Raw genomic sequence first — 21,276 nt, 5'->3', positions numbered from 1 at the left:
AAATAGCTGCTATTGAAGCGGCGGCGATCCGGGCGGGCGCCGGCCGACCACAATCCGCGCCATGGACGAACGCATCCTCACCTGGAACCCGCAGCAGCGCCGGCCGGCGCTGGAGCTGCCCGCGCTCGCCTGCGACGCGCACGTCCACGTGTTCGGGCCGGCGGAGCGCTTTCCCCTGGCGCCGGGGCGCTCGCCCGCGCCGGCCGACGCGCCCAAGGAGGCGCTGTTCGCGCTGCACCGCACGCTCGGTATCGGCCGCTGCGTGATCGTGCAGTCGATGGTGCACGGCCTGGACAACCGCGTGGTGGAAGACGCGATCCGCGCCGGCGGCGGCCGCTACCTCGGCGTCGCGCTGGTGCCGGTGGAGGTGACCGACGCCGAACTGCAGCGGCTCGCCTCGGCAGGCTTTCGCGGCGTGCGCTTCAACTTCATGCAGCACCTCGGGCCGCAGGTCGACATCGCGCAGGTGCTGCGCCTGACGGAGCGGCTCGCCGCCGTCGGCATGCACCTGCAGGTGCACTTCGAAAGCAGCCTGGTGCACGCGCTGGCGGAGCCGCTGGCGCGCAGCCGCGTGCCGGTGGTGATCGACCACATGGGCCGCGTCGATGCGCGGCTGAGGCCGGACCATCCCGACTTCGCCGCGCTCGAGGCGCTGCTGCGCAACCCGCTGTTCCGCGTGAAGGTGAGCGGCATCGACCGCATCGATCCGGCGCCGCCCTACGCGCACGGCATCGCGCTGGCCAAGCGGCTGGTCGAGCGCTTTCCTTCGCAGTGTTTCTGGGGCAGCGACTGGCCGCACCCGAACCACACGCACGTGCCCGACGACGCGACGCTGGTCGACGCGCTGGCGCAGATCGCGCCCACGCCCGCCCTGCGAGAGCTGCTGCTGGTGACCAACCCGCAGGACTTCTACCGCTTCGAGGGCGGCCACTGAACATCGACAAAGGAGACATCGCATGAGCGCATTCCCCATCCGCCGCCGCAGCCTGCTGGCCGCCACGGCTGCCGCGGCCCTGGCCGCACCCGCCTGGTCGCAGGGCAAGATCACGCGGCTGATCGTTGCCTTCCCGCCCGGCGGGCCGGTCGACTTCGTCGCCCGCACGATCGCCGAGCCGCTTGCGAAGGAACTGGGCCAGCAGGTGATCGTGGAGAACAAGGCTGGTGCCAACGGCGCGATCGCGGCGGAGTACGTGGCGCGCTCCACGCCGGATGCGACGACGCTGTGGCTGACGAGCGTGGGCGCGGTGGCGATCAACCCGTCGCTGTACGACAAGCTGGCCTACGATCCGCAGCGCGATTTCGTGCCGGTCTCGCTGGTGGTGAACAACGTCGAAGTGCTGGTGGTGCCGGCGAACGCGCCGTACGGCACGGGCGCCGAGTTCGTGGCCGCGGCACGCCAGCAGCCGGGCAAGCTGAGCATGGCGTCCTCCGGCACCGGCAGCGTGCCGCACCTGGCGATGGAACTGCTCAACGACGCCGCCAAGGTGAACATCCTGCACGTGCCGTACAAGGGCGCGGCGCCGGCCATCACCGACGTGATCGCGGGCCACGTGCAGGGCTTCTTCGGCGACATCCCGGGCCTGATCGGCCACATCCGCGGCGGCAAGCTCAAGGCGATCGGCATCGCGGCGCCGAAGCGCCATCCGCTGCTGCCCGAGGTGAAGACCTTCGAGGAGATGGGCGTGAGCGGCGTCGACTCCGACAACTGGTATGCGCTGTTCGCGACGAAGGGAACGCCCGCGTCTGAAGTGGACCGCGTGAGCCAGGCCGTGCGGCGCGCGCTGGCGCATCCGGACACGCAATCGAAGCTGCTGGCTTCGGGCGCGCAGCCCTCGGCGTCGACGCCGTCGGAACTCGCCGCGCTGCTGCGCAGCGACAGCGCCAAGTGGGCGCGCGTCGTGAAGGTCAAGAGCATCAAGCCGGATTGAGCCTGCGCGGGACCGACACCGATGGAAGCCCTCTGGACCGATTTCGTGCTGCTGCGCTGCGTGACGCCGGAGAGCCGCAAGCTCGCCGAAGAAGCGCTCGCCTGGTGCACGCAGGCCGGCTTTACGCTGCATCGCCTCGCGCGGCAGCCGGACACCGGCATCACCTTCCTCTACGGGCGGCTGCCGCAGCGTGCCGCTCTCACGGCGAGGACCGGCGAGCGCCTCGCGGCGCACTGGCGCGAGGCCGTGCCGCAGTCGCGCGACGTGCGCGTCTCGCGCCTCGAGCGCGTGTTCGATGCGCCGGGCCGTTCGCACGGTGAGCGGGCGGCCTTCCACTACGTCGTGCAGATGGATCCGCAGGCCGGCTGGCAGGACGAGATCTCGCGCTGGTACGACGAGGAGCACATGCCCGGCCTGGCAGGCGTGCCCGGCACGGTGCACGCAATGCGCCTGCTCGATTCCGACCACGGTCCGCTTTCGCTCGCCTGCTACGACCTCGTCACCGAGGACACACTGGGCTCGCTGCCTTGGCTTGCCGTGCGCGGCACGGCCTGGAGCGACAAGGTGCGGCCGAAGTTCACCAACACCCGGCGGACCATGATGGAGGTGCTGGCCTGAGGGGCCCGAACCCCCGGGAGAACCCTGCAACCTTTTCCATCAGTGTCGACGTTATGGTCTGAACTGTTGACACTTTCCAAAAGCCTGACCAAGATCTCCGGCCAGCGGTTCGGTCCGAAACCGTGTCTAGGAGACCCTGTCATGCTTGCGAAACCCGCCCTCGCCATCCTGGCAACCGTGGCCGCCCTCGCGGCCGGTGCCGTCCATGCCCAGGCCCCCGCCCCCTACGATGCGACGCCGCAACTCGTGGCCGCGGCGCAGAAGGAAGGCAAGGTCGTCTGGTACTCCGCCACCGACGTGCAGGTGGCCGAGAAACTGGCCCGCGCCTTCGAGGCCAAGTACCCCGGGATCAAGGTGCAGGTCGAGCGCTCCGGCGCCGAGCGCATCTTCCAGCGCATCAACCAGGAATACGGCAGCAGGATCCACAACGCGGACGTCGTCGAGACTTCCGACGCGGTGCACTTCATCCACTTCAAGAAGCAGGGCTGGCTGCAGGCCGCCGTGCCGAGCGACGTCGCGAAGTTCTGGCCCAAGGACGAAAAGGACCCGGACGGCCAGTTCGCCGTCTACCGCGCCCACCTCTCGGTGATCGCATACAACACCAAGCTGGTCCCGAAGGACCAGGCGCCGAAGTCGCATGCCGACCTGCTGGACCCGAAGTGGAACGGCAAGCTGGTGAAGGCGCACCCCGGCTACAGCGGGACCATCATGACGGGCACCCAGGCGCTGAGCCAGTCGCCCCTGGGCTGGAAGTACTTCGAGGCGCTGGGCAAGCAGAAGGTGATGCAGGTGCAGTCCTCCACCGAGCCGCCGAAGAAGCTGGCCGCGGGCGAGCGCCCCGTCATGGCCGACGGCAACGAATACAACGTGTTCCTGCTGAAGGAGAGCGGGGTGCCGATCGAGCCGGTGTACGCGCCGGAAGGCACGCCGCTGGTGGAAGGCAATGCCGCCCTCCTGAAGAACGCGCCCAACCCGAACGCGGCGAAGCTGTTCTACCACTTCATGTTCACGCGCGAGGCCCAGCAGCTCAATAGCGACGTCGGCGGCCTGCGCTCCTTCCACCCCGAGGTGAAGGAGAAGGCCGGCCGCACACCGCTGTCGCAGATCAAGCTGCTGCACTCGGATCCGGAGAAGCTGGATCCCGACGCCATCAAGAAGAAGTACGAAGAATATTTCGGCACGTGAGGCGTAGATGACGGTTGCGGTCCCCGCCTCCGAGACCCTCGCCAAGCCGCCGTTCCGCATCGACCTGCTCCGGCCCGCGTTCTACACGCTGGCCGCGTTGCTGGCCGTGCTGGTGGTGCTGCCGCTGGCCTGGCTCGCGTACTACAGCATCGTCGACAAGAACGGGCAGCTGACGATCGCGAACTTCGCCGCGCTGGTGGGCGACGCGACGCTGCGGCGTCCCTTCCTCGTCGCCATCGGCATGGCGCTGGGCGTGGGCGCGCTGTCCTGCGCCGTCGCCACGCCGCTCGCCTGGCTGGTCTCGCGCACCGACCTGCCGGGCCGCCGGCTGGTGCGCGCGCTGGTCACCGCGTCGTTCGTGACGCCGCCCTTCCTGGGCGCGATCGCCTGGGAGATCCTGGCGGCGCCCAACAGCGGCCTGCTGAACGTGTGGTGGCGCGCGGCGACCGGCGGACTGCCGTACGACGCGCCGCTGTTCAACATCTACACCTTCACCGGGCTGGTGTTCGCGATCGCCTGCTACACCTTCCCCTACGTGTTCACGCTGGTGGCCAACGGGCTGGACCGCGTGCCCTCCGACCTGGAGGACGCCTCGTCCATCCTCGGCGCGAAGGCCTGGACCACGCTGCGAAAGGTCACGATCCCGCTGGTGCTGCCGGCGATGCTGGCGGGTTCCATGATCGCCATCCTGCAGGCGCTCACGATGTTCGGATCGCCCGCCATCCTGGCGCTGCCGGCCGGCTTCCACGTGATCACCACCAAGATCTGGAGCCTGTTCCAGTTTCCGCCCAAGCCGGGGCTGGCCGCGGCCGCATCGCTGCCGCTGCTGCTGATCACGGTGCTGCTGCTGCAGGGCAAGAGCTGGATCCTGGGCCGCAAGGGCTACACCGTGCTGGGCGGCAAGAGCGGCGAGCCGCGCGTGCTGCGGCTGGGCCGCTGGATGCCGCTGGCCGTGGCCTTCGCGGTCCTCGTGCTGGCACTCACCGTGCTGCTGCCTTATGGCGCGCTGCTGAAGGCCTCGCTCACGAAGAACGGCGTCGAAGGCCTCACGCTGCACAACTTCCACTTCGTGTTCTTCGAGTTCTCGGCGACCAAGCTGGCGATGTGGAACACGATGATCCTGGGGCTGTCCACCGCCACGCTTGGCACGGGCATCGCGCTGCTGGCGGCCTACATGGTGTCGCGCAGCCCCATCCGCGGCGCGGCGCTGCTCGGCACGCTGGCCACGGCGCCGGTGGCGATCCCGGGCATCGTGCTGGGCGTGGGCCTGTTCCTGACCTACTCGCATCCGCAGCTGATGCTGTACGGCACGCTGTGGATCCTGCTGATCGGCTTCCTCACCATCGAGATGCCGGCCGGCTACCAGCAGATGTCGGCCGCCTTCCACGGCATCCACCCGGAGCTGGAGGAGGCGAGCCGCATCCTCGGCGCGACGCGGCTCAAGACGCTGCGGCTGATCACCGCGCCGCTGCTGCGCACCAGCGTGATCGCGACGTGGTGCTTCATCTTCATCGGCACCATCCGCGAGCTGTCGGCCACGATCCTGCTGACCACGGCCAACACCAAGCTGGTGTCCGTGATCATCTACGACCTCAACGAAAGCGGCGACCTGGGCGCGATCTCCGTGCTCGGTCTCATGCTCCTGCTCGTGTCCTTCACGGTGGTGTTCATCGCCAACCGCCTGCCGATGCTGGGCAGCCAGCGCCTGCCTTCGCTCCGCTGAACCGCGCTCGACGCTCAACCCTCAACGAAGAACGACGCATGGGATTCCTCGAACTCAAGGGACTCACCAAGAAGTACGGCACCGCGCCGGTGGTGAACGACGTCTCGCTCTCGGTCGACAAGGGCCAGCTGGTCTGCCTGCTGGGGCCTTCGGGCTGCGGCAAGACGACGACGCTGCGGCTGATCGCCGGCTTCGTCGAGCCGGATGGCGGCGAGATCCGCGTGGGCGGCCGGCGCGTCTCGGCGCCCGGCGACAGCGTGGCGCCCGAGCGCCGCAACATGTCGATGATCTTCCAGAGCTACGCGCTGTGGCCGCACATGACGGTGCTGGAGAACGTCACCTACGGCCTCAAGCTGCGCGGGCTCGCGAAAGAGGCCGCGCAGCAGCGCGCCGACACGATCCTCGCGGTGACCCAGCTGTCGCAACTGGCGCAGCGCTATCCCGGCGAGCTGTCCGGCGGCCAGCAGCAGCGCGTGTCGCTGGCGCGCGCGCTGGTGGTCGAACCCGAGACGCTCCTGCTCGACGAGCCGCTGTCCAACCTCGACGCCAACCTGCGCGAGGAGATGCGCTTCGAGATCCGGCGCCTGCACGACCAGTACCGCTACACCACGGTGTACGTCACGCACGACCAGGCCGAAGCGATGACCACCGCCGACGTGATCGTGGTGATGAACCAGGGCCGGATCGAGCAGGCCGGCTCGCCCGAGGACATCTACCAGCGCCCCCGCACCGAGTTCGTCGCGCGCTTCATCGGCGGCACCAACGTCTTCAAGGGCCGCTGGGACGGGCAGGACGGCGTGGCCTGCGGCAACGGCCTGTTCCTGCGCTGCGGCGCTGGCGACTTCTCGGGCGAGAACACTACCGCCGTCTCGGTGCGGCACCACGACGTGCACCTCAGCGCGGGCAAGCCCGCCGGCGAGACCAACGCGGTGCAGGGCACCGTCACGCGCCAGATCTACCTCGGCTCGCACCGCGACTACCTGGTCGCGCTGCCCGACGGCGAGACGGTGCGGGCGGTCGCGCCTTCCACCACGAGCATCCCGGCCGGATCGTCGGTCTGGCTGCACCTCGCGCCCGGGAACTGCCGCGCCCTGGCGCACTGAATCGAATACCTGTCACACAACGAGGAGTCCCGAGTGAGCATCATCCAGCAACAGGCGGCCGAACACCTGACGCATTACGTCGCCGATTTCGTCTGCAACACCCGCCTGCAGGATCTCCCGCAGGACGTCGTCGCGCTGGGCAAGAAGTCCATCCTCGACGGCCTCGGACTCGCGCTGTCCGGCGGCGCGAGCCACTGCGGCCAGCTGGTGCGCCAGCACCTGGGCGACCTGCACCTCGGCGCCGGCCCGGCGACCGTGATCGGCACCAACCTCAAGATCGCGCCGCGCTTCGCCGCCTTCGCCAACGGCGTGGGCATCCACGCCGACGACTACGACGACACGCAGCTCGCCGTCGCCACCGATCGCGTCTACGGCCTGCTGACGCACCCGACGGCGCCCGCGCTGCCGGCGGCGCTGGCCGTGGCGGAAGCGACCGGCGCGAGCGGTGCCGCGGCAATGCTTGCGTATCACATCGGAGTGGAAGTGGAGTGCAAGATCTCCGAGGCGATCAACCCGCGCCACTACCAGACCGGCTTCCACTCCACCGCCACCTGCGGCACTTTCGCGGCGGCGTCGGCGGCCGCGAAGCTGATGGGCATGACGGAGGAAGCGACCTGCCGCGCGCTGTCGATTGCCGGCAGCCAATCGGCCGGCCTGCGCGAGAACTTCGGCACCATGACCAAGCCTTTCCACGCCGGACGTTCTTCCGAGAGCGGCGTCGCGGCGGCGCAGTTCGCCTCCTACGGCTGGACCGCGACCGACAGGATCCTGGAAGCGCGGCGCGGCTTCTTCAGCGCGGCCGGCGGCGGTTACGACGCCAACGCGATCGCCGGCCGGCTGGGCAAGCCCTGGACCTTCGCCGAGCCGGGCGTGTCGATCAAGCCGCATCCGTCGGGCTCGCTCACGCACCCCGGCATGACCGAGATGCTGCGCCTGATCCAGCAGAACGACATCCGCGCGAAGGACGTCGTGCGGGTGCGCGTGGGCACCAACCACAACATGCCCAATGCGCTGATCCACCATCGTCCCACGAACGAACTGCAGGCCAAGTTCTCCATGGAGTTCTGCATGGCGATCCTGCTGCTGGAGCGCCGCGCGGGCCTCAACGAGTTCACCGACGAGGTGGTGCTGCGTCCCGACGTGCAGTCCATGATCCAGAAGGTGGACTTCGTGGTCGACAAGGAGGCGGAGGCCGCCGGTTATCACAAGATGACGACGCTCATCGACATCGAGCTGGCCAACGGCCGCAAGGTGTCGGGCCGCGCCGATTTCGGCAAGGGCAGTCCCGCGATGCCCATGAGCTACGACGACGTTGCCGACAAGTTCCGCGAGAACGCCGAGTTCGCGAAGTTCCCGAAGAAGCAGGCGGAGGAAGTGGTGGCGATGGTGCGCGACCTGGAGTCGCTGCCGTCGATCTCGCAGCTGATGCAGGCGCTGGCGAAATGAGCGCCACCGTCACCCCCGCGCAGGCGGGGGCCCAGGGCCTTCCCGTCCTCGGCCTGATGCCGGGCGACATGACCGGCATCGGCCCCGAGATCACGGCGAAGCTGCTGGCCAGCGGAAGCCTGAAGGACGTCGCCCGCATCGCCGTGATCGGCGATGCGCGGGTCTTCGAGCTCGGGTGCCGCGACGCCAGGGTGCAGCCTTCGTGGAGCAAGGTGTCCAGCGTCGACGCGATCGACTGGTCGCGCGACGAGATCCCGGTCGTCGACCTGGGCAACATCGACCCGGCCCGGCTGCCGCGCGGCGAGGCGTCGGCGGAGTCGGGGCGCCTCTCGGGCGAGACGCTGCACCACATGACGCAGCTCGCGCTGCAGGGCAAGCTCGAGGGCGTGAGCTTCGCGCCGCTGAACAAGGGCGCGCTGCACAAGGGCGGCTGGAACTACCTCGACGAGCACCAGATGTTCGCCGCCTGGAACGAGCATCGCGGCTTCTTCGGCGAGATGAACGTGATCGAGCAGTTCTCGACCTTCCGCGTGACCTCGCACGTGTCGCTGCGCAAGGCGCTCGACCTCGTGACGCCCGAGCGCATCGAGTCGGCCGTGCGTCTGGCCGATACCACGCTGCGCGCGCGGGGCATCGCGCAGCCGCGCATCGGCGTGGCCGCGCTCAATCCGCACAACGGCGAGGGCGGCCTGTTCGGCGACGAGGAGATCCGCATCATCCGCCCGGCGGTGGACCGGCTGAAGGAGCAGGGCATCGGCTGCACCGGCCCGATCTCGTCGGACGTGATCTTCCTGAAGGCGATGAAGGGCGAGTTCGACGGCGTGGTGATGATGTACCACGACCAGGGCCAGATCGCGACCAAGCTGCTCGGCTTCTCCAAGGGGGTGACCGTCACCGCGGGACTGCCCACCATCTACACCACGCCGGCGCACGGCACCGCCTACGACATCGTGGGGCAGGGCCAGGCCGATACCGGTGCGCTCGAACACGCGCTGCGCATCGCGGCGCGCATGGCCGCGGCCAAGCGGACGAAAGCATGAACCAGCCCCACCTGACCCTCGGCGCACTGAACGGCGACGACATCGGCCATGAAATCGTGCCCGCTTCGGTGCAGGTCGCCGCGGCGGCCGCCGAGAAGCACGGCCTGCGCATCGAGTGGAAGCCGATGCCGATCGGCCGCAAGGCGCTCGACACGCACGGCTCCACGCTGCCGGCCGGCACGCTGGAGACGCTGCGCACCTACGACGGCTTCGTGCTGGGCCCGATCGGCCATCGCGACTACCCGAAGGGACCGGGCGCGATCAACCCGCATCCGATCATGCGCAAGCAGTTCAACCTGTACGCGAACGTGCGGCCGACGCGGTCGTATCCCGACATCGGGTGCTTCCGCGACGACGTCGACCTGGTGATCGTGTGCGAGAACAACGAGGGATTCCAGCCGGACCGCAACGTCGTCGCCGGCTCGGGCGAGTTCCGGCCCAGCGAAGACATGACGATCTCGGTGCGCGTTATCACCCGCCTGGGCAGCGAGCGCGTGGCGCGCGTGGCGCTGGCGCTGGCGCGCAGCCGCCGCAAGAAGCTGACGGTGGTGCACAAGAACACCGTCTTCAAGCTCGGTTGCGGCATGTTCGTCGAGGAGTGCCTCAAGGCCGCGAAGGACTTCCCGGACGTGGAGGTCGACGAGGTGATCGTCGACACGATGGCGATGCGCCTGGTGCGCGATCCGCAGAACTTCGACGTGGTGGTCACCACCAACATGTTCGGCGACATCCTCACCGACGAGGCCGCGGGGCTGGTCGGCGGACTCGGCATGGCGCCGGGCCTGTGCATCGGCGACGGCGACTTCGCGATGGCGCAGGCCACGCACGGCTCCGCGCCCGACATCGCCGGCCAGGGCATCGCCAATCCCTACGCGATGATGGAATCGACGCGGATGCTGCTGGACTGGCTGGGTCGCCGCAAGAGCGTGCCGCAGGCGGTGGCGGCGGCGGCAAGCATGGAGCGCGGGTTGACGGCGGCGCTGGGGGATGCGAAGGCGCGCACCGGGGATATCCGGGGGAAGGGCACGACCGTGTCCTTCACCGCAGCCGTTCTCGCGAATCTCTGATCTCCCGTCATCCCCGCGCAGGCGGGGACCCAGGGCGTTCTTTGAGCGGCGCTGTTTCGCCGCTTCCGCTTTGAGCATCGCGCCGGCTGCCAGCCCCCGCCCGCACGGGGGCTGGCAGCAGGGAGGGCGGTGGCGCATTGGCGCGTTGCCATCACCGCCGCCGTTGGTCCTGGTAGGGTGGGCAAGCTTGCTTGCCCACCATTCCCCGTGGGCCGTCATGGTGGGCAAGCAATGCTTGCCCACCCTACAGGGGTCATGACTTGCTCGATCAAGCAGAGCGCTCGACGTCGCGGCAGGCGGTGCGCGGTGTGGGCCCGCATCAAGGGGCGAGCGCCTGAAAGTCGGATCCCGGCGCCGCAGCACGGCTACGAGAGCGCTTCAGCGCGGATCGAGCCGTGCGTACGTTTCTAGCTCGCGAAGCTGTTCGAGTCTGGAGTTTGCCCGTGCGCGGGCAAACTCCAGAGGAGTTCTTCGCGTGGCGGCGCCGGGATCCGACTTTCAGGTTTGCCCCCGAAGCGGAAGCGAGGGGGACGCCGCCCCAGCGGGCCCACACCGCGCACCGCCTGACGCGACGCGGCCCGATTCCAAAAGCGGGAAGCGGCGCAACAGCGCCGCTTCGAAATGCTCTGGGTCCCCGCCTGCGCGGGGATGACGGAACCGTTATTTCTCGTCCGTCAACGCCAGCAACCGCTGCCGCCCCGACTCGATGTGCTCCTGCCCGTACTGCTTCGCCTTTGCCGCATTCCCCTTGGCGATCGCGTCGTAGATCTTGCGGTGCTCGATGTTCGAGCGCTTCATGTTGCCCGGCGCGTCGAAGTTCTGGCGGCGGTACAGGTGCAGTTCCTTGACGTAGCTGTCGTACAGCTGGTGCGCCCGCTTGTGGTTGGCCAGTTCCAGGATCAGCGCGTGGAACTGCACGTTGAGGTCGTAGTACTGGCCGCTGTCGCCGGCCTGGGCGACGGCGTCCATGCCATCGAGCAGTGCCTCGAAGCGGCGGCGGTAGGCATCGGTGATGTTCTCGGCCGCGCGTTGCGTCGCGAAACCGAACACCAGCGCACGCAGGTCGGCGATTTCCAGCATTTCCTGGATCGACACCTGGCGCACGAACACCCCGCGGTTCACCACGGGGGTGACGAGGCCGGTGCCGGTGAGGATGCGGATGGCCTCGCGGATCGGGCCGCGGCTGGTGCCCATGCGCACGGCCAGCGCCGCCTCGTTGATGCGGTCGCCGGCCTTGAACTCGCCCGCGTAGATCAACTGCTTGATCTGTTCCGCGATGCTGCGCGACAGGCCTTCTGTGGTGGGGATGGGCGGTACGGCGGACATGGACTGCGGGACACACCGGCGCTGCGCGGCGATGCCGGCAATGATAGCAAGGGTGTTGACGTTCCAGCAAGGATTGTCGACACTTTGCGGGTCAGGGTTCCTCGGCGTTGGGATGCGCCGGCGGCGACATGATGCGGTCGGTGTACGCGATCGCCATGGCGGACAGCAGGAAGGTGATGTGGATCACGGTCTGCGCGATCAGGACCTTCTCGGAATAGTTGTCCGCGTTGATGAAGGTCTTGAGCAGGTGGATCGAGGAGATGCCGATGATCGCCGTGGCCAGCTTCACCTTCAGCACCGAGGCGTTCACGTGGCTCAACCACTCGGGCTGGTCCGGGTGGCCCTCCAGGTTCATGCGGCTCACGAAGGTCTCGTAGCCGCCGACGATCACCATGATCAGCAGGTTGGAGATCATCACCACGTCGATGAGCGCCAGCACCACCAGCATGATGATGGTCTCGTTCAGCGCCGTCATCTGCGTGGTGGCCTTGTAGCCGATGCTGGAGATCAGCTGCTGCAGCGCCGCCTGGCTGCCGGCGGCGGCTTCCACCAGGTGCGCCAGTTCGATCACGAAGTGCACCACGTACACCGCCTGCGCGGCGATCAGGCCCAGGTAGAGGGGGAGCTGCAGCCAGCGGCTGGCGAAGATCAGGTTGGGGAGGGGACGAAGCGGCGAGCTGCGGCCGATTCCGGGAGTTTCTTTTTGCATGGACGGGGAGCAGGGGTTCGCGCGATTGTAGATTCCGCGTGGCGCGCGGTAGATTTGTAAGTCTCGCGCCAGTCAGTGGGGTGTAAGTGCCTCCCAAGACATTACGGCCGAATTCAACTCACCCGGAGACAAGCATGAGCGCCATCGAGTCGGTCCTGGTCGAAAACCGCGTGTTCCCCCCGAGCGATGCCACCGTGAAGGCCGCGCGCATTTCCGGCATGGCCGCTTTCGAGGCCCTGTCGAAGGAAGCCGAGCGCGATTTCGAGGGCTTCTGGGCCCGCCTCGCGCGCGAGCACGTGCAGTGGACCCAGCCCTTCACCCAGGTGCTCGACGAGTCGAAGGCGCCGTTTTACAAGTGGTTCGAGGACGGCGAGCTGAACGCCAGCGCGAACTGCCTCGACAAGCACATCGGCACCCCGGTGGAAAACAAGACCGCCATCGTCTTCGAGTCCGATGACGGCCAGGTGACGCGCGTCACCTACAAGGAACTGCTCGCGCGCGTGAGCCAGTTCGCCAACGCGCTCAAGGCGCAGGGCATCAAGAAGGGCGACCGCGTCGTCGTCTACATGCCGATGACGATCGAAGGCGTGGTTGCCATGCAGGCCTGCGCCCGCATCGGCGCCACGCACAGCGTGGTGTTCGGCGGCTTCTCGGCCAAGTCGCTGCAGGAACGCATCATCGACGCCGGCGCCGTCGCGGTGATCACCGCCAACTACCAGATGCGCGGCGGCAAGGAGCTCGGCCTGAAGTCCATCGTCGACGAGGCGCTCGCCATGGGCGGCTGCGACACGATCAGGACCGTGTTCGTGTACATGCGCACGCCCACCGCCTGCAACATGGTGGCCGGCCGCGACAAGACCTTCGACGAGGCGCTGAAGGGCCAGTCCACCGAATGCGCGCCGGTGCCGGTGGGCGCGGAACACCCGCTGTTCATCCTCTATACCTCCGGCTCCACCGGCAAGCCCAAGGGCGTGCAGCACTCCACCGGCGGCTACCTCCTGTGGTCCAAGCTCACGATGGACTGGACCTTCGACATCCGCCCCGAAGACCTGTTCTGGTGCACCGCCGACATCGGCTGGATCACCGGCCACACCTACGTCGCCTACGGCCCGCTCGCCGCCGGCGCGACCGAACTGATCTTCGAAGGCATCCCCACCTTCCCGCACGCGGGCCGCTTCTGGCAGATGATCGAGAAGCACAAGGTGACGGTGTTCTACACGGCGCCCACCGCGATCCGCTCGCTGATCAAGGCGGCCGAGACCGACGCGAAGGTGCACCCGAAGAACTGGGACCTCACGTCGCTGCGCATCCTCGGCACCGTCGGCGAGCCGATCAATCCCGAAGCGTGGATGTGGTACTACCGGAACGTCGGCGGCGAGCGCTGCCCGGTCGTGGACACCTTCTGGCAGACCGAGACCGGCGGCCACGTGATCACGCCGCTGCCGGGCGCCACGCCGCTGGTGCCGGGCTCGTGCACGCTGCCGCTGCCGGGCATCATGGCCGGGATCGTCGACGAGACCGGCAAGGACCTCCCCAACGGCGCCGGCGGCATGCTCGTGATCAAGCGGCCGTGGCCCTCGATGATCCGCACCATCTGGAACGATCCCGAGCGTTTCAAGAAGAGCTATTTCCCCGAGGAAATGGGCGGCACGATCTACCTGGCCGGCGACGGCGCGGTGCGCAGTGCCGACCGCGGCTACTTCCGCATCACCGGCCGCATCGACGACGTGCTGAACGTGTCGGGCCACCGCCTAGGCACGATGGAGATCGAGTCGGCGCTGGTGTCCAAGACCGACCTCGTCGCGGAGGCCGCCGTGGTGGGCCGCCCCGACGACCTCACCGGCGAAGCGGTATGCGCGTTCGTCGTGCTGAAGCGTCCGCGCCCGTCGGGCGAAGAGGCGAAGCAGATCGCCAACGAACTGCGCAACTGGGTGGCCAAGGAGATCGGCCCGATCGCCAAGCCCAAGGACATCCGCTTCGGCGACAACCTGCCCAAGACCCGCAGCGGCAAGATCATGCGGCGCTTGCTGCGCAGCATCGCGAAGGGGGAGAAGATCACGCAGGACACGACCACCCTCGAGAATCCGGCGATCCTGGAGCAGCTGGCGCAGACCAACTGATCCCCGTCATTCCCGCGCAGGCGGGAACCCAGGGCATTCATGGAAAGCGGCCGCCGGCCGCTTTCTGCATTCACGCAGGCGGAAGCCCTGGATCCCCGCCGCCGCGGGGATGACGGTTCCTGGCCGCCGCCTCCTTCAACTGCCTCCTCTTCCTCCGCGCCCGGATGTTCAACGCCTCCACCGCCAGCGAGAACGCCATCGCCGCGTAGATGTAGCCCTTGGGCACGTGGAAGTCGAAGGCCTCGGCGGTGAGCGCCATGCCCACCATCACGAGGAAGGCCAGGGCGAGCACCTTCACGGAAGGGTGGGTCTGCACGAACTCGCCGATCGGCCCGGCGGCGAACATCATCACGCCCACGGCGGCGATCACGGCCGCCATCATCACCGGCAGGTCGTCCACCATGCCCACGGCGGTGATCACCGAGTCGAGCGAGAAAACGATGTCGACGATCGCGATCTGGCCGATGATCGACCAGAACACCGCGCGGTGCGCCGCGGCCTGGGCCTCCTCGTCGTGCAGTTCGTCCTTCGCCTCCACCTCCAGGAAGATCTCGTGCGAGGCCTTGTAAAGCAGGAACAAGCCCCCGCCCAGCAGCACGAGGTCGCGCCCGCTGATGCCTTCGCCCAGCACGCTGAACAGGTCGTTGGTGAGGTCCATCACCCAGCTGAGGGACAGCAGCAGCAGCAGCCGCGTGCCCATGGCGAACAGCAGGCCGAGGCGCCTGGCCTTGTCGCGCTGCTGGGCCGGCAGGCGGCCCACCAGGATGGAGATGAAGATGATGTTGTCCACGCCGAGCACGATCTCCAGCGCGGCCAGCATGAAGAAGGCGATCCAGATGTTGGGGTCGGAGAGGAGGTCCATCGCCCCACAGCGTAGCGGAGCGGCAACGAAAAAGGCCTGCTTGCGCAGGCCTTTTTGCGGGGCGGGAGCCGCTTATTTCAGGGTCAGGATCCAGGCGGCGAGCTTCTTGGCCTCGGCCTCGTTGACCTGCGCGTTGGCCGGCATGGGCACCGGGCCCCAGACACCGGCGCCGCCCTTGAGGATCTTGGCGGAGAGCTTGTCCACGGCGTCCTTCTGGCCGGAATACTTGAGGGCGACGTCCTTGTAGGCCGGGCCGACGAGCTTCTTGTCCACCGCATGGCAGGCCATGCAGTTCTTGGACGTGGCGAGGGCCTGGTCGGCCAGCGCCGGGGCGGACACGGCCGTGAGGGCGGCCAGCGCGAACAGCGCACGTTTCATGGGAAACCTCTTCCGTTGAGTTACAGTCTTTCAACGCATTGTACGGCTCGCGGTTGACCCCGCCGGCCGTAAGCATTTGGGACAAACGGAGAGGTGAATGCTGTTTCTGGGCCTGGGGATCATCCTGCTGGCATTGAAGTACCTGGAGATCGGCGCGGTGGCCGGGTGGAGCTGGTGGGTCGTGCTCGCGCCGTTCGCGCTGGCGGTGGTGTGGTGGACCTGGGCCGACTGGTCCGGCTACACCAAGCGCAAGGCGATGGACCGCGAAAACGCCCGCAAGCAGGCGCGCCTCGACAAGCAGCGCGAGAACCTCGGCATGGGCACCCGCAAGTCAGGCCGGCGCTGATCCGCTTCCGCCGCCGCCAAGTGGCGGCGCGTGCTTGCGCCTGAGGGGAGCCAGCGCGGGTCCCTCGATGACCGTGCCGTCCGGCCGGAACCGGCTGCCGTGGCAGGGGCAATCCCAGCTCGTTTCCACGCTGTTCCAGTGCACCTTGCAGCCCACGTGGGTGCAGACGCTGGACACCGCGAACAGCTCGCCGTCCGGCGCGCGATACGCCGCGAAGGTCTCGCCTGCCGCATCGACGATCGCGCTGTCGCCCGGCTTCAGGTCGGACAGCTTCTCGTCCTGCCGGCTGGTGAGGTAGTCCTTCACCAGCTGCTTCACGACCGTGACGTTCTCTTCGAGGATGGTCTTCGCGCCCTTCACCAGCGACAGCCGGTTGGGCCGCACCAGTTCCGCGAACGCGGCCGCGTGCCCGAGCAGTTCCGCGGCGATCAGGCGCGCGGCCACCGTGCCCCAGGTGAGGCCGTCGGTGGCGAAGCCGGTGGCGATGAAGCAGCCCGAGTGGTTGCGGCCGATGTAGGGCAGGGCGTCGGCGCCGCGGTAGTTCTGCGCCGACCAGCGATGCGTGATGGGGCGCTCGCCGAAGAAGCGCCGCGCCTGCTGCTCCAGCGCCATCAGGCCCGCGGTGGCGTTGTGGATGCCGACCTTGTGCTCCTGGCCGGCGCAGATCAGGAAGTGGCGGTTGCCGGCCTGCAGCGTGCGGATGGACAGGTGGTCGGTGGCCTTCCACCAGAACACGCCCGGTCCCGGCGGCGCATCGGGCGTCCACTCGAAGGCGATCGCGTACTCGCGGTGCACGGGCATTTCGGTGTGCACGAGGTGGATGCCCTTGGGCGAGTGCGTCGCCATCACGATCTCCTTGGCCGTGACGGAGCCGGTGGCGGTGACGGCGCGCTTCGCCTTCGTATCGAGCTCGATCACGCGCGAGTGTTCGTGGATGACGGCACCGGCGTCGGCCGCGCGGCGCGCCATCGCCACCACGTAGGCCTGCGGCTGGAACTGCGCCTGGTTGCGCAGCACCAGCACCTCGCCTTCCTGCGGCGGCAGCGGCGACGGGATGCCGCCACCGAGTTCGACCGCGCATCCGGCCGCCTCCAGCGCGCGGAATTCCTCGCGGATGGCGTCGTTGTTGGCCGCATCGGCCCACTCCACCAGCGCGCAGCGGCGGAAGCCCACGTCGGGCAGTTGCCGGCAGCGCTCCTCGACGAAGTTGACGGCGGTGCGCCGCTCGTTGGCGACCTGGCGCGCGACGTCGTCGCCCCACTTGGACGCGATGCCGCGCAGGCCATCGCCGGAGACGGTCTCGTAGAGATTGCCGGTGGAGTTGCCCGTGGTGCCGCAGCCGATCTCGCCGGCTTCCAGCAGCACCACGCGCGGCTTGCTGGCCGACTTCTGCTCGGCCAGCAGGTCCGCCAGCGTCACGCCCGTGATGCCGCCGCCGATGATCAGCACGTCGGCGGTGACGTCGCCGCTCAGCGCTGCGTAGCCGGTGGGCGCGGCGGTTCCGCGCCAGACGGAAAGCGTCTCCATGAGGGGTCCTCCGAAGCGAAACACCTCATGCTAGGCAGGCGGCGAGGCTCGGCTCGTAGGACGCCGACGACAGCCGTCAACTCGTCAGAACAGGTCCAGCACCGCGCCCTTGCTGGCGCTCGACGCATTGAACGCGAACTTCGCCTGCACGCCGCGCGTGTAGCGCGGCTCCGGTGCCTTCCAGCCGGCGCGGCGCTGCTGCAGTTCCGCGTCGGACACGTTCAGCTCCAGCTTCAGCTGGTGCGCGTCGATGGTGATCGAGTCGCCTTCCCTGACGAAGGCGATGGTGCCGCCTGCGGCCGCTTCCGGCGCGACGTGGCCCACCACCATGCCCCAGGTGCCGCCGGAGAAGCGGCCATCGGTGATCAGGCCGACGCTCTCGCCGAGACCGGCGCCGATCAGCGCGCCGGTGGGCGCCAGCATCTCGGGCATGCCCGGTCCGCCCTTGGGGCCCAGGTAGCGCAGCACCATCACGTCGCCGGCCTTGATCCTGCCGTCGAGGATCGCCTGCAGCGCCGTCTGCTCGTCGTCGAACACGCGCGCCGGGCCGGTGATCACCGGGTTCTTCAGGCCGGTGATCTTGGCGACCGCGCCTTCGGGCGACAGGTTGCCCTTGAGGATCGCCAGGTGGCCCTGCTCGTACATCGGGTCGGCGATCGGGCGGATGACGTCCTGGTCCGCGCGCGGCTCGTCCGGGATGTCGGCCAGCGTTTCCGCGATGGTCCTGCCGGTGATCGTGATGCAGTCGCCGTGCAGCAGGCCGGCCTTCAGCAGCACCTTCATCACCTGCGGGATGCCGCCGGCTTCGTGCAGGTCGACGGCGAGGTACTTGCCCGAGGGCTTCAGGTCGCAGATCACCGGCGTCTTGCGGCGCACGCGCTCGAAGTCGTCGATGGTCCATTCGACGCCGGCGGCATGGGCGATCGCCAGGAAGTGCAGCACCGCGTTGGTGGAGCCGCCGGTGGCCATGATCACGGTCACCGCGTTCTCGATCGACTTGCGCGTGACGATGTCGCGCGGCTTCAGGTCCTTCCTGATCGCCTGCAGCAGCACCTTGGCCGACTCCTTGGCCGAGTTCTGCTTCTCGTCGTGCGGGTTGGCCATCGTGGAGGAGTAGGGCAGCGACATGCCCATCGCCTCGAAGGCGGAACTCATGGTGTTGGCGGTGTACATGCCGCCGCAGGAGCCGGTGCCGGGGATGGCGTGCTGCTCGATGTCCTTCAGCTCCTGGTCGCTGATCCTGCCGGCGGCGTTCTGGCCCACGGCCTCGAACACGCTGACGATGTTCAGGTCCTGGCCCTTCCACTTGCCCGGCAGGATGGTGCCGCCGTAGACGTAGATCGCCGGTACGTTGGCGCGCAGGATGCCCATCATGCCGCCGGGCATGTTCTTGTCGCAGCCGCCGACGACCACCACGCCGTCCATCCACTGGCCCTGCACGCAGGTCTCGATGCAGTCGGCGATGACTTCGCGGCTCACCAGCGAGTACTTCATGCCCTCGGTGCCCATCGCCATGCCGTCGGAGATGGTGGGCGTGCCGAAGATCTGCGCGTTGCCGCCGCCATCCTCGATGCCCTGCACCGCGGCGTCGGCGAGCTTCTGCAGGCCCGAGTTGCAGGGCGTGATGGTGCTGTGGCCGTTGGCCACGCCGACCATGGGCTTGCCGAAGTCGGTCTCCTTGTAGCCCATGCCGTAGTACATGGAGCGGTTCGGCGCGCGCGACTTGCCTTCGGTGATGTTGCCGCTGCGCAGCGCCTGGATGGGGATGGTCTTCTTGTCCATGATTCGGTTCGTCCGGGGAGGGAAGGGCCGCAGTATGCGCCCGGTGGCTGATTCTTTCCAATCCGTTTTCCAGGCCGGATTAATATGCGCGGCATATGGCCGAACCCCTCATCGAGCTGCGGCTGTGGCGCCAGTTCGCGGCCGTCGCGGAAGAACTCCACTTCGGCCGCGCGGCCCGCAGCCTGCACATGACGCAGCCGCCGCTGACGCAGGCGATCGCGCAGCTGGAGCGCCTGCTCGAGGTGCGCCTGTTCGAGCGCAGCAAGCGCAGCGTGCGTCTCACGGCCGCCGGCGAGGCGCTGCTGCCGCAGGCGCGCGAGCTCCTCGCCCGCGCCCGCGTGCTGCCGGCGCAGGCCCGTGCCGCCGCCGGCGGCGAGCTGGGGCGCCTGCGGATCGCCTTCGTCTCCACCGTCGGATTCGCCTTGCTGCCGCAATGGCTGCGCAGCTTCCGCGCCCGCCATCCCCAGGTGCAGATGGAGCTGATCGAAGCGACCGGCGACGTGCAGCTGGACGCCTTCGCGCGCGGCGGGATCGACGCCGGCTTCATGCTCCATTCGCCCGGTTTCGCGCCGCCCGGCCTGTCGCACATGCAGGTGGCGCGCGAGCCGCTGGTGCTGGCGCTGCCGGAGGCGCATCCGCTGGCGTCTTCGGCCCGCCTGCGGCTTGCGCAGGTGCTGGCCGAACCGCTGGTGCTGTTTCCGCGGCGCATCGTGCCCTCGCTGCACGATGCGATCCTCGGCCTGTACCACGACGGCGGGCGCGAGCCGCGCATCGTGCAGGAGGCGATCCAGATGCAGACCATCGTCAACCTGGTCTCGGCGGGGCTGGGCGTGGCCTGGGTGCCGCAGAGCGTGCGCGAGTTCCAGCGCAGCGGCGTGGTCTACCGCCAGCTGGGCGGACGGCAGGCGGCGCAGGTGCCGGGATGCGAGACCACGCTCGTGTGGAGCGTGGAGTCGCCGGTCTTGTCCCGTTTCATGGAGGTCGTGAGTTCGTAGGGTGGCACGGACGCCCTGGATTCCCGCCTCCGCGGGAAGGACGGCGATGCCACAATCCCGCCATGCTCGTGCATCCCCAGTTCAATCCGGTGGCCGTGAGTTTCGGCCCCGTCGCCATCCATTGGTACGGCCTGACCTACCTGCTCGCCTTCGGCCTGTTCATGCTGTGCGCCCACCTGCGCCTGAAGCACGAACCCTTCCGCTCGATCCAGGGTCCCGGCGCGTGGAGCCGCAAGGACATCGAGGACATGCTGTTCGCGGGCGTGCTCGGCGTGGTGCTGGGCGGGCGCCTCGGCTACTGCCTGTTCTACAAGCCCGAGTTCTATCTCGCCAACCCGCTGCAGATCCTCTACGTGTGGCAGGGCGGCATGAGCTTCCACGGCGGCCTGATCGGCGTGATCCTGTCGCAGGTGTGGTTCGCCCGCACGCGCAGCAAGCCCTTCTGGCAGCTGATGGACTTCATCGCGCCCTGCGTGCCGCTGGGGCTCGCGGCCGGCCGCCTGGGCAACTTCATCAACGGCGAGCTGTGGGGGCGCCCGGCCGACCCGTCGCTGCCCTGGGCCATGATCTTCCCGCAAAGCGGCAGCAACATCCCGCGCCATCCCTCGCAGATCTACCAGCTGCTGCTCGAAGGCTTGCTGCTGTTCGTGATCCTGTGGCTGTATGCGCGCAAGCCGCGCAAGGAGGCGCAGGTCGCCGCCGCCTTCCTCACGGGCTACGGCGCCATGCGCTTCATCGCGGAGTACTTCCGCGAGCCGGACGCGCACCTGGGCGTCCTCGCGCTGAAGATGAGCATGGGGCAGTGGCTGTCGATCCCCATGATCCTGGCAGGCGTGCTGCTGTGGGTGTGGGCGGAGACGCGCGAGACCAAGGGGCACCCCCCGGCCGCTCCGCGCTCGGCGGCTCGCTGACTCTCGCTGCGCTGTCGGCGTAGTCGGCGTAGGGTGGGCAAGCTTCGCTTGCCCACCGTGACGGCCCATGGTGGGCAAGCAAGCTTGCCCACCTGTTTGGACCGGGGACATGGGTAACGGGTGTGCGAGGACATAGGTAACACCCTGGGCTCAAGTATCCACAGGCTTGTGGCGCAGGTCCAAGCGGCCGAAGCGTTGGTGGCAAAAATA

General features: G+C 68.4%; 19 protein-coding genes. 13 read left to right on the top strand and 6 right to left on the bottom strand.

The window, feature by feature from the left end:
- Positions 1–61: 61 nt before the first annotated feature.
- From VF522_RS07940 to VF522_RS07900, 9 genes are all read left to right on the top strand, one after another.
- Positions 62–934 carry an amidohydrolase family protein gene (locus VF522_RS07940; RefSeq protein ID WP_330907695.1) on the top strand — a complete coding sequence of 291 codons (873 nt, stop codon included), beginning with the start codon at positions 62–64 and terminating at the stop codon, positions 932–934.
- A 22-nt stretch (positions 935–956) separates the two neighbouring features.
- Positions 957–1,928: a tripartite tricarboxylate transporter substrate binding protein gene (locus VF522_RS07935; RefSeq protein ID WP_330907694.1), complete on the top strand. Its 972-nt coding sequence runs from the start codon at positions 957–959 to the stop codon at positions 1,926–1,928.
- Positions 1,929–1,949: 21 nt separating this feature from the next.
- On the top strand, positions 1,950–2,546 hold the full coding sequence (locus VF522_RS07930) for a hypothetical protein (RefSeq protein WP_330907693.1): 597 nt from the start codon (positions 1,950–1,952) through the stop codon (positions 2,544–2,546).
- A gap of 141 nt (positions 2,547–2,687) precedes the next feature.
- The gene (locus VF522_RS07925) at positions 2,688–3,731 is read left to right on the top strand and encodes an ABC transporter substrate-binding protein (RefSeq protein ID WP_330907692.1); all 1,044 of its coding nucleotides are present in this window, start codon (positions 2,688–2,690) and stop codon (positions 3,729–3,731) included.
- 7 nt (positions 3,732–3,738) lie between these two features.
- On the top strand, positions 3,739–5,454 hold the full coding sequence (locus tag VF522_RS07920) for an iron ABC transporter permease (RefSeq protein WP_330907691.1): 1,716 nt from the start codon (positions 3,739–3,741) through the stop codon (positions 5,452–5,454).
- 38 nt (positions 5,455–5,492) lie between these two features.
- Positions 5,493–6,557, top strand: coding sequence for an ABC transporter ATP-binding protein (locus VF522_RS07915; protein WP_330907690.1), 1,065 nt, complete (start codon positions 5,493–5,495; stop codon positions 6,555–6,557).
- A 33-nt stretch (positions 6,558–6,590) separates the two neighbouring features.
- Positions 6,591–8,003, top strand: a complete 1,413-nt coding sequence (locus VF522_RS07910; RefSeq protein ID WP_330907689.1) for an MmgE/PrpD family protein — start codon at positions 6,591–6,593, stop codon at positions 8,001–8,003.
- Positions 8,000–9,043 carry a PdxA family dehydrogenase gene (locus VF522_RS07905; protein WP_330907688.1) on the top strand — a complete coding sequence of 348 codons (1,044 nt, stop codon included), beginning with the start codon at positions 8,000–8,002 and terminating at the stop codon, positions 9,041–9,043. Before VF522_RS07910 ends, VF522_RS07905 begins: the two co-directional genes overlap by 4 nt.
- Positions 9,040–10,110: an isocitrate/isopropylmalate dehydrogenase family protein gene (locus VF522_RS07900; RefSeq protein WP_330907687.1), complete on the top strand. Its 1,071-nt coding sequence runs from the start codon at positions 9,040–9,042 to the stop codon at positions 10,108–10,110. The genes VF522_RS07905 and VF522_RS07900 overlap by 4 nt, the downstream gene beginning before the upstream one ends.
- Before the next feature lie 660 nt (positions 10,111–10,770).
- On the opposite strand, the gene VF522_RS07895 is transcribed toward VF522_RS07900, so the two are convergent.
- On the bottom strand, positions 10,771–11,436 hold the full coding sequence (locus VF522_RS07895; protein WP_330907686.1) for a GntR family transcriptional regulator: 666 nt from the start codon (positions 11,434–11,436) through the stop codon (positions 10,771–10,773).
- 91 nt (positions 11,437–11,527) lie between these two features.
- Complete coding sequence (locus VF522_RS07890) at positions 11,528–12,145, bottom strand: YqhA family protein (RefSeq protein ID WP_330907685.1); 618 nt, start codon at positions 12,143–12,145, stop codon at positions 11,528–11,530.
- A gap of 134 nt (positions 12,146–12,279) precedes the next feature.
- Between VF522_RS07890 and acs the strand changes: the two genes are divergently transcribed.
- Positions 12,280–14,265: an acetate--CoA ligase gene (gene acs / locus VF522_RS07885; RefSeq protein ID WP_330907684.1), complete on the top strand. Its 1,986-nt coding sequence runs from the start codon at positions 12,280–12,282 to the stop codon at positions 14,263–14,265.
- Positions 14,266–14,335: 70 nt separating this feature from the next.
- Here acs and VF522_RS07880 read toward each other — a convergent pair whose 3' ends face one another.
- Entirely contained in the window at positions 14,336–15,127 is a 792-nt protein-coding gene (locus VF522_RS07880; protein ID WP_330907683.1) for a TerC family protein, read from the bottom strand.
- 72 nt (positions 15,128–15,199) lie between these two features.
- Positions 15,200–15,505, bottom strand: a complete 306-nt coding sequence (locus VF522_RS07875) for a c-type cytochrome (RefSeq protein ID WP_330907682.1) — start codon at positions 15,503–15,505, stop codon at positions 15,200–15,202.
- A gap of 97 nt (positions 15,506–15,602) precedes the next feature.
- On the opposite strand from VF522_RS07875, the gene VF522_RS07870 reads away from it, so the two are divergent.
- On the top strand, positions 15,603–15,851 hold the full coding sequence (locus VF522_RS07870) for a TIGR04438 family Trp-rich protein (protein WP_330907681.1): 249 nt from the start codon (positions 15,603–15,605) through the stop codon (positions 15,849–15,851).
- On the opposite strand, the gene VF522_RS07865 is transcribed toward VF522_RS07870, so the two are convergent.
- Both VF522_RS07865 and ilvD read right to left on the bottom strand, forming a co-directional pair.
- On the bottom strand, positions 15,837–17,378 hold the full coding sequence (locus VF522_RS07865; RefSeq protein ID WP_330907680.1) for an FAD-dependent oxidoreductase: 1,542 nt from the start codon (positions 17,376–17,378) through the stop codon (positions 15,837–15,839). The genes VF522_RS07870 and VF522_RS07865 overlap by 15 nt on opposite strands.
- 84 nt (positions 17,379–17,462) lie before the next feature.
- Entirely contained in the window at positions 17,463–19,160 is a 1,698-nt protein-coding gene (ilvD, locus tag VF522_RS07860) for a dihydroxy-acid dehydratase (protein ID WP_330907679.1), read from the bottom strand.
- 95 nt (positions 19,161–19,255) lie between these two features.
- Here ilvD and VF522_RS07855 point away from each other — a divergent pair, with 95 nt between their 5' ends.
- Both VF522_RS07855 and lgt read left to right on the top strand, forming a co-directional pair.
- On the top strand, positions 19,256–20,155 hold the full coding sequence (locus VF522_RS07855) for a LysR family transcriptional regulator (protein ID WP_330907678.1): 900 nt from the start codon (positions 19,256–19,258) through the stop codon (positions 20,153–20,155).
- Positions 20,156–20,217: 62 nt separating this feature from the next.
- Positions 20,218–21,066: a prolipoprotein diacylglyceryl transferase gene (lgt, locus tag VF522_RS07850; protein WP_330907677.1), complete on the top strand. Its 849-nt coding sequence runs from the start codon at positions 20,218–20,220 to the stop codon at positions 21,064–21,066.
- Positions 21,067–21,276: the final 210 nt, after the last annotated feature.

The organism is Ramlibacter sp. (assembly GCF_036383835.1).
Taxonomy (GTDB): domain Bacteria; phylum Pseudomonadota; class Gammaproteobacteria; order Burkholderiales; family Burkholderiaceae_C; genus Ramlibacter.
This window is presented reverse-complemented; position numbering and strand designations above follow the sequence as displayed.

Bases quoted from the DNA above. Each gene is read 5' to 3' on its own strand.
- VF522_RS07940 (WP_330907695.1), top strand. From the start codon at position 62: ATGGACGAACGCATCCTCACCTGGAACCCGCAGCAGCGCCGGCCGGCG.
- VF522_RS07935 (WP_330907694.1), top strand. From the start codon at position 957: ATGAGCGCATTCCCCATCCGCCGCCGCAGCCTGCTGGCCGCCACGGCT.
- VF522_RS07930 (WP_330907693.1), top strand. From the start codon at position 1,950: ATGGAAGCCCTCTGGACCGATTTCGTGCTGCTGCGCTGCGTGACGCCG.
- VF522_RS07925 (WP_330907692.1), top strand. From the start codon at position 2,688: ATGCTTGCGAAACCCGCCCTCGCCATCCTGGCAACCGTGGCCGCCCTC.
- VF522_RS07920 (WP_330907691.1), top strand. From the start codon at position 3,739: ATGACGGTTGCGGTCCCCGCCTCCGAGACCCTCGCCAAGCCGCCGTTC.
- VF522_RS07915 (WP_330907690.1), top strand. From the start codon at position 5,493: ATGGGATTCCTCGAACTCAAGGGACTCACCAAGAAGTACGGCACCGCG.
- VF522_RS07905 (WP_330907688.1), top strand. From the start codon at position 8,000: ATGAGCGCCACCGTCACCCCCGCGCAGGCGGGGGCCCAGGGCCTTCCC.
- VF522_RS07900 (WP_330907687.1), top strand. From the start codon at position 9,040: ATGAACCAGCCCCACCTGACCCTCGGCGCACTGAACGGCGACGACATC.
- VF522_RS07895 (WP_330907686.1), bottom strand. From the start codon at position 11,436: ATGTCCGCCGTACCGCCCATCCCCACCACAGAAGGCCTGTCGCGCAGC.
- VF522_RS07890 (WP_330907685.1), bottom strand. From the start codon at position 12,145: ATGCAAAAAGAAACTCCCGGAATCGGCCGCAGCTCGCCGCTTCGTCCC.
- acs (WP_330907684.1), top strand. From the start codon at position 12,280: ATGAGCGCCATCGAGTCGGTCCTGGTCGAAAACCGCGTGTTCCCCCCG.
- VF522_RS07880 (WP_330907683.1), bottom strand. From the start codon at position 15,127: ATGGACCTCCTCTCCGACCCCAACATCTGGATCGCCTTCTTCATGCTG.
- VF522_RS07875 (WP_330907682.1), bottom strand. From the start codon at position 15,505: ATGAAACGTGCGCTGTTCGCGCTGGCCGCCCTCACGGCCGTGTCCGCC.
- VF522_RS07870 (WP_330907681.1), top strand. From the start codon at position 15,603: ATGCTGTTTCTGGGCCTGGGGATCATCCTGCTGGCATTGAAGTACCTG.
- VF522_RS07865 (WP_330907680.1), bottom strand. From the start codon at position 17,378: ATGGAGACGCTTTCCGTCTGGCGCGGAACCGCCGCGCCCACCGGCTAC.
- ilvD (WP_330907679.1), bottom strand. From the start codon at position 19,160: ATGGACAAGAAGACCATCCCCATCCAGGCGCTGCGCAGCGGCAACATC.
- VF522_RS07855 (WP_330907678.1), top strand. From the start codon at position 19,256: ATGGCCGAACCCCTCATCGAGCTGCGGCTGTGGCGCCAGTTCGCGGCC.
- lgt (WP_330907677.1), top strand. From the start codon at position 20,218: ATGCTCGTGCATCCCCAGTTCAATCCGGTGGCCGTGAGTTTCGGCCCC.